Consider the following 5,584-nt stretch of genomic DNA (forward strand, 5'->3'; position numbering starts at 1 on the left):
CAGCACCAACGAGCTTAGACCTCTCTCGCTGGGTGCTGGGTCAACATACAAGGAGCTGCCGAAGGCTGCGATCTTTTGATCTTCCCGATATATAGTGCCGCGCGGGTTTTGTTATGGAGACATCCCATTGCGTATCGTTTTTCTGGCCCTCGCCTGCCTTTTAAGCCTCGGCGCCACAGCGGCACCCGGCGAGGTGGCGACGCTCGACCGCAGCACCTGGCCCGAACAGCTCGGCAACCCGACCCTGTTCGACGTCGCGTCGCGCGCCGAAATCCTCATGTTCGCGCGGGTGCTGCTGGCCAGTGAGTCCATGGACGACGCCAGCCTGACCCAACGCCTGGGCCTGCGCACGATCAATTCGGACGCCGTCCATCAACTGCGCGAGCGCCTGTGGCAGCGCCTGCTGGCCAACTACAACTTCGCCCAGCAAAGCTGCGATCAGGACGCCTCGTTCTGCTTTCTGGTAGAGGACATGGCGACGCTGCGCGAACAGGCCGCCAAGTTCCAGGTCAGCGATGACAGCTACTACATCAAATGGGCCGAACCGAGTCGCCTGTTCCACGCTCAGTACCTCGACGAACTGTTGCGCAAGGCTGCGCTGTTCCCGCAAACCACCAGCGAAGTCGATCGTTTTGGCGACTATGAGCGCAACGGCGAGGGCATGCACGACCGGCTGTTTCTGCTGACCTTCGACAGCGCCGCCAACGCGGTGCCGGACAATACCGCCTGGGTGACCGAGTACCTGCGCAAGGCGAACATCAGCGCCACGTTCTTCGTGCTGGGCAAGGACATTCAGGCGCGACTCGCCGAGCGTTCGGTGTCCAGCCTGCAAGCGACTTACTCACAACAGTGCATCGGCGTGCAGGGTTGGGAGTTTCGCTCCCACAGCCACTGGCAGGACTGGCAGGACTCGGTAAGGCGCAGCGCCGACCTGGTCAAAAGCAAGCTGCCGGAAAACTACGTGCCGCTGTTTCGCCCGCCGGACGGCCAGCGTCGCGCGGACGCGGCAGCCTTCTTCAAGGCGCAGGGCCTGCAGGTGGCGCTGTGGGACATCGACGCCCAGGACGGCGCGGGCAAGCTCAAGGCCAATCAGGCCGCACAACGGGTGCTGACGCTGATGCTGCTGTGGCGCCACGGGGTGATCAATTTCAATGTGAAACAGGATGCAGTGAAAACTGCGCTGCCCTGGCTGATCACGCAAACGGCGGCCAGCGGGATCGGTTGGGACGACTGTCAGGACGGTTTTCGCTGAACAGGAAAAAAGCCCGTAAACATTGGGCGAGGGGCGAATTCTCGAGAGATTTCGATGCAGGCGGACTTCCGACTTTAACGGCACATTGCCTGCACGCCAAGGGCTTTTCGTCACTCTGAAAAATAAACTTCAAAAAAGCGTCAAAGTACTTTTTCCTGTCACCTGTTTTGGAGTATTACGAAGACAGACCGCCGAAACCTGCAACACAGGTGGCGTCTCCCAAGACCCAATTGTGTGTGCAGTTCACTTGATCCCTCGCAGGTGAATTCGGTGGCTACTTCGAGGCGCAGCACTGTCATGGTATTGCGTCGATTGGCTCCCACAAAGGTGACCGAGTATGGATGATCACGGACGTAGTTCTTCCTCCAACCAGCCTATCCTTTATGTACTCGATACCAACGTATTGATTCACGATCCAAACGCACTGCTCAACTTCGAAGAACACCACGTCGCCATTCCAATGACCGTGCTTGAGGAGCTGGACAAGCTCAAGAGCGGGCATCACAGCGTAGCCGCGGAATGTCGCCAGGCGATTCGCCTGATTGACAAGACACTGGGTGAAGCCAGCCCTGAAGACGTCGAACTGGGAGTACCGATCCAGCGGGGCAAAAGTGGGCCGAAGGGTCTGCTGTCAATTCTGATGAGCAAGCGGGCTGAGCCAAACATCATCCTGCCTGAACACCTGAACGACAACATCATCATCAACCAGCTGATCGACCTGCATGCGCGCGAGCCCAAGCTGCCAGTGGTGCTGGTCACCAAAGACATCAACATGCGCCTCAAGGCGAGAGCCTGTGGGATCGCATCCGAGGACTACAGCACTGACCAACTGGTCGACGATGTTTCGCTGCTGCCCAATGGTTACCACAACATGACCGGCTCCTTCTGGGATCTGGTGAAAAATGTCGAAACCCGCCAGGACCATGGCCGCACGTGGCATCAGGTGCGGATGATCGACAACTTGCCAGCGGTCCACATCAACGAGTTCATCATCGACGAGCAGGGCTTTGTAGGCTGGATCAAGGAGATCGACGAAGACAAGCTGCTGATTCTCGACCTGCACCAGGAACCCCTGTTGCACCAGGAAGCCTGGGGCCTGAAACCGCGTGACATCTACCAGAGCCTGGCGCTGTACGCCTTGCTCGATCCGGACATTCACCTGGTCAACCTGTCTGGCGCCGCTGGTTCCGGCAAGACCATTCTGGCGTTGGCCGCTGCGATCGAGCAGACCATGGTCAGCAAACGCTATCGCCGCATCATCGCCACCCGCAGTGTGCAGGGCCTGGACCAGGAGATCGGTTTCCTGCCTGGCACCGAAGCGGAAAAAATGGAACCGTGGCTCGGCGCAATCACCGACAACCTCGAAGCCTTGCACATGGATGACGAAAACACCCATGGCAGCGTCGACTACATCCTCAGCAAAGTGCCGTTGCAGTTCAAATCCCTCAACTACATCCGGGGTCGCAGCTTCCAGCAAAGCCTGATTCTGATCGACGAATGCCAGAACCTCACGCCGCACCAGATGAAGACCATCATCACCCGTGCCGGCGCGGGTTCCAAAGTGGTGTGCCTGGGCAACCTGGCACAGATCGACACCCCTTACCTTTCCGCGACCAGCTCCGGGCTGACGTACCTGACCGAACGCTTCAAAGACTTCCCCAATGGCGTGCACATCACCCTGCAAGGGGTGCCTCGTTCGATTCTGGCTGAATACGCAGAGACGCATTTGTAACCCCTCACCCAAACCGGGCGGCCCTAAGCCGCCCGTTTTGTTACCCGAATTTCGCGCCGAACGCCCCGTAGGAGCTGCCGAAGGCTGCGATCTTTTGATCTTGATTTTCAGATTGAAGATCAAAAGATCGCAGCCTTCGGCAGCTCCTACGGTGTTTGGCGGCAGCCTTGCAATCTTGCGTGCGAAAAATTGACCCGCAGGTTTACAATCGCCACTCCTGATCAGGAGTAACCCCGTGCTGACTCATCTCGATTCCCAAGGTCGCGCCAACATGGTCGACGTCACTGAAAAAGCCGTGACCTTCCGTGAAGCGACCGCCCAGGCGCTGGTGCGCATGCTGCCCGAAACCCTGCAAATGATCGTCAGCGGCGGTCACCCCAAGGGTGATGTGTTTGCCGTGGCGCGCATTGCCGGCATTCAGGCGGCGAAGAAAACCAGCGATCTGATCCCGCTGTGCCATCCGCTGATGCTCACCGGCGTCAAGGTGGAGCTCAGTGCCGAGGGCGACGACGCCGTGCGCATCGTCGCGCGCTGCAAGTTGTCCGGGCAGACCGGTGTCGAGATGGAGGCCCTGACGGCAGCCAGCGTCGCGGCACTGACGATCTATGACATGTGCAAGGCGGTTGACCGTGGCATGACCATCGAAAGCGTTCGGCTGCTGGAAAAAGTCGGCGGCAAGAGCGGACATTTCCAGGCGGAGCCGACATGAACATCACCGTGAAGTTTTTTGCCCGTTATCGTGAGGCGATGGGGGTCGATTCGCTGCAGGTCTCAGGGGATTTCGCCACTGTCGATGACGTGCGTGAATGTGTCGCCCGGCGCGACGGCGCGGTTGTGCTGACAGAGCAGAACCTGATGTGCGCCCGCAACGAAGACCTCTGCCAGCTTGATGAACCGCTGGTCGATGGCGATGAAGTGGCGTTCTTTCCGACTGTGACCGGAGGCTGAACCATGGCCATTCGCGTGCAGTGCGCGGCGTTCGATCCGGGTGCTGAAGTCAATGCCATGCAGGCTGCCAACGTGGGTGTGGGCGCAGTGGTGAGCTTTGTCGGCTACGTGCGCGACTTCAATGACGGGCTCGACGTGTCCGGGATGTTTCTTGAACACTACCCGGGCATGACCGAAAAGGCCTTGGGCAAGATTGCCCTGGAGGCTGAACAGCGCTGGCCACTGCTCAAGCTGGAAGTGCTGCACCGTATCGGCGCGCTGGAACCGGGGGAGCCGATCGTCTTCGTCGGGGCCGCCAGTGCCCATCGCCAGGCGGCGTTCGACGCCTGCGCCTTTGTCATGGACTACCTCAAGACCCGTGCACCGTTCTGGAAGAAGGAAAACACCAGCGACGGGCCGCGGTGGGTGGAAGGGCGGGACAGTGACCATGCGGCAGCGGATCGCTGGAAGCGGTAGATCCTCGTCGTCCTCAGATACGCCATCGCGGGCAAGCCCGCTCCCACAGGTCTTGTGTTGCTTGCACAATGTGTGAGCGACGTTCATCCCTGTGGGAGCGGGCTCGCCCGCGAAGAGGCCATCAGCTTCGCCAATGAATTCAGCTTGGCACTCCTCCCGACCACCGGCCGATCCCCCAATTGACGACCAGTACACAAAAGTCCAGTATGGAATTATAAGTACAAAAAAGTCGTCCCCCCAGTTCCAGCTTTTTCTTCTGTCTTGCCAAACCAACAACAACCCGCGAGAGAACGAATATGAAGCAATTCCCCCTCATCACCGGTCTGGCCCTGAGCCTGTTGGCGTGCAGCTCTGTGTTCGCCGCCGAGAAAACCCTGCGCATCGGCATTGAAGCCGCCTACCCTCCGTTTGCCTCCAAGACCGACAAGGGCGAGATCGTCGGTTTCGACTACGACATCGGCAATGCCCTGTGCGCGCAGATGAAGGCCAAGTGCGTTTGGGTCGAAGGTGAGTTCGATGGCCTGATTCCTTCGCTGAAAGTGAAGAAAATCGACATGGCCCTGTCGTCTATGACCATCAACGAAGATCGCAAGAAGTCGGTGGATTTCACCCACAAGTACTACTTCACCTCTTCGCGCCTGGTGATGAAGGATGGCGCAGTCGTGGATGATCAGTACGCCAGCCTCAAAGGCAAGAACGTCGGCGTGCAGCGCGCCACCACCACTGACCGTTACGCCACCGAGGTGTTTGAACCCAAGGGCGTCAACGTCAAGCGCTACAGCAACAACGAAGAGATCTACATGGACCTGGCAGCCGGTCGCCTCGATGCGATCTTTGCCGACACCATCCCGCTCAGTGACTTCCTCTCGATGCCTCGCGGCAAGGGGTATGCGTTCGTTGGGCCAGAACTCAAGGACCCGAAATATGTGGGCGAGGGCGCCGGGATTGCCGTGCGCAAGGGCAACACCGAACTGGTCAGCGAGCTGAACAGCGCCATCGACGGCATTCGCGCCAATGGCGAATACCTGAAGATTTCCGAGAAGTACTTCAAGTCGGATATTTACGGCGACTGAGCAAAAGCATCGCCAGCAGGCTGGCTCCCACAGTTTTGAATGCATTCCAGAGCGGTACAGCAGCCCGAGGCTCCCACAGTTGAGAGCATTTCAATGTGGGAGCCAGCAGGTTGGATCCCACAG

The 5,584-nt window shown here is 58.9% G+C and carries 6 protein-coding genes; all 6 read left to right on the plus strand.

From position 1 onward, the window contains the following. Positions 1 to 127 precede the first annotated feature (127 nt). The 6 genes from AAEZ09_RS27755 to aotJ all read left to right on the plus strand — a co-directional run bounded on the left by AAEZ09_RS27755 (position 128) and on the right by aotJ (position 5,461). Positions 128 to 1,252, plus strand: a complete 1,125-nt coding sequence (locus AAEZ09_RS27755) for a polysaccharide deacetylase family protein (protein WP_350601564.1) — start codon at positions 128 to 130, stop codon at positions 1,250 to 1,252. 337 nt (positions 1,253 to 1,589) lie between these two features. After that, a complete protein-coding gene (locus AAEZ09_RS27760; protein ID WP_045062722.1) occupies positions 1,590 to 2,984 on the plus strand; it encodes a PhoH family protein in 1,395 nt (464 codons plus the stop codon). 235 nt (positions 2,985 to 3,219) lie between these two features. Further along, positions 3,220 to 3,693 carry a cyclic pyranopterin monophosphate synthase MoaC gene (moaC, locus tag AAEZ09_RS27765; RefSeq protein WP_045062721.1) on the plus strand — a complete coding sequence of 158 codons (474 nt, stop codon included), beginning with the start codon at positions 3,220 to 3,222 and terminating at the stop codon, positions 3,691 to 3,693. After that, entirely contained in the window at positions 3,690 to 3,932 is a 243-nt protein-coding gene (moaD, locus tag AAEZ09_RS27770) for a molybdopterin converting factor subunit 1 (RefSeq protein ID WP_045062719.1), read from the plus strand. Before moaC ends, moaD begins: the two co-directional genes overlap by 4 nt. A gap of 3 nt (positions 3,933 to 3,935) precedes the next feature. After that, positions 3,936 to 4,388, plus strand: coding sequence for a molybdopterin synthase catalytic subunit MoaE (moaE, locus tag AAEZ09_RS27775; RefSeq protein WP_205892999.1), 453 nt, complete (start codon positions 3,936 to 3,938; stop codon positions 4,386 to 4,388). 296 nt (positions 4,389 to 4,684) lie between these two features. After that, complete coding sequence (gene aotJ / locus AAEZ09_RS27780) at positions 4,685 to 5,461, plus strand: L-arginine-binding protein AotJ (RefSeq protein ID WP_045062714.1); 777 nt, start codon at positions 4,685 to 4,687, stop codon at positions 5,459 to 5,461. Positions 5,462 to 5,584: the final 123 nt, after the last annotated feature.

The organism is Pseudomonas sp. 65/3-MNA-CIBAN-0223 (assembly GCF_040310425.1).
Taxonomy (GTDB): domain Bacteria; phylum Pseudomonadota; class Gammaproteobacteria; order Pseudomonadales; family Pseudomonadaceae; genus Aquipseudomonas; species Aquipseudomonas gregormendelii.

What these genes read in the sequence shown, in the direction of transcription:
- AAEZ09_RS27760 (WP_045062722.1), top strand. Translation starts at nt 1,590, where the DNA reads ATGGATGATCACGGACGTAGTTCTTCCTCCAACCAGCCTATCCTTTAT.
- moaD (WP_045062719.1), top strand. Translation starts at nt 3,690, where the DNA reads ATGAACATCACCGTGAAGTTTTTTGCCCGTTATCGTGAGGCGATGGGG.
- moaE (WP_205892999.1), top strand. Translation starts at nt 3,936, where the DNA reads ATGGCCATTCGCGTGCAGTGCGCGGCGTTCGATCCGGGTGCTGAAGTC.
- aotJ (WP_045062714.1), top strand. Translation starts at nt 4,685, where the DNA reads ATGAAGCAATTCCCCCTCATCACCGGTCTGGCCCTGAGCCTGTTGGCG.